Raw genomic sequence first — 914 nt, forward strand, 5'->3', positions numbered from 1 at the left:
TTGATCTGGGCAATGAAAGCAGCCTCATGTTTCCCATCCGGTACGTGTCCTGCTTCATAGGCCAGTATCTGGGAAAGTGCCTCCTTATTTTTTTTAAGCTTGATAAGGCCCTCTGTCATAAATCCTACAGTCCGGATCAGGTATTCCTGCTTCAGGTATATCGTATCACGGAGGTATAAAGTTTTCTTATATGCCATGATGCTCTTCTCAGTCTGTCCGAGTTCCTGATAAATCAGGCCGAGTTCTCCATAGTATAGATCTTGCCTCTCATCGTCATAATTTTTGTTCATCCAGTCTATGCCCTGTAGAAGGTATTGTAGCGCAAGGTTTAAGTTCGCATCATACCTCTCGAGTTTGGCAAGCAGATAATACAACCTGCCTACTGCAGGAGCCTGATATTTACTGTATTCAGAAATGTAACCCCGGGCTAAACTTTTAACATTTTTTCTATCACCATTGATGTTAAAATAAGTATCATAATAGGCCATCTCACAAGCTGCCTTAAAATTACGCTCGCCTTTGAAAATTGACATGGCATTATCTATATAGATTTTTGCCCCGACCCGATTTTGGGTGTAGGAGAAATTTTTCTTAACGGCTCTTGCCATAATCAGCGCCTTACGGTGTTGGTCTGATCCATTCCTGAGATAATCTAACGCTTGATTAAACCAATCAAATCCACCGTGCGCATTGTTCCTTGCAAATTCGACCTCACCTAACATGCTAAGTGCTTCAATTGTCAGCGTTAATGCCGGACGGCCCAGGCTCTTGCTGCCAGTCACCGCAGCGTTGAAATATACACTGGCCGAGTCCATATCATTGGCATCCTGTCCGTGCCTCAGTTTGAGGTAATAGGATCCGATCATCAATCTGGCCTTAATTTTAGATTGAGGATCGATACTGTTGCGAAGATC

At 43.3% G+C, this 914-nt stretch carries 1 protein-coding gene; it reads right to left on the reverse strand.

Annotation, left to right across the window (positions count from 1 at the left end; translation table 11 throughout):
* Positions 1–914 (reverse strand): hypothetical protein (locus R2S57_RS30375; RefSeq protein WP_316848660.1); only part of this gene is annotated, 914 nt, incomplete at both ends.

The organism is Pedobacter psychrodurus (assembly GCF_032678585.1).
GTDB classification, from domain to species: Bacteria; Bacteroidota; Bacteroidia; order Sphingobacteriales; family Sphingobacteriaceae; genus Pedobacter; species Pedobacter psychrodurus_A.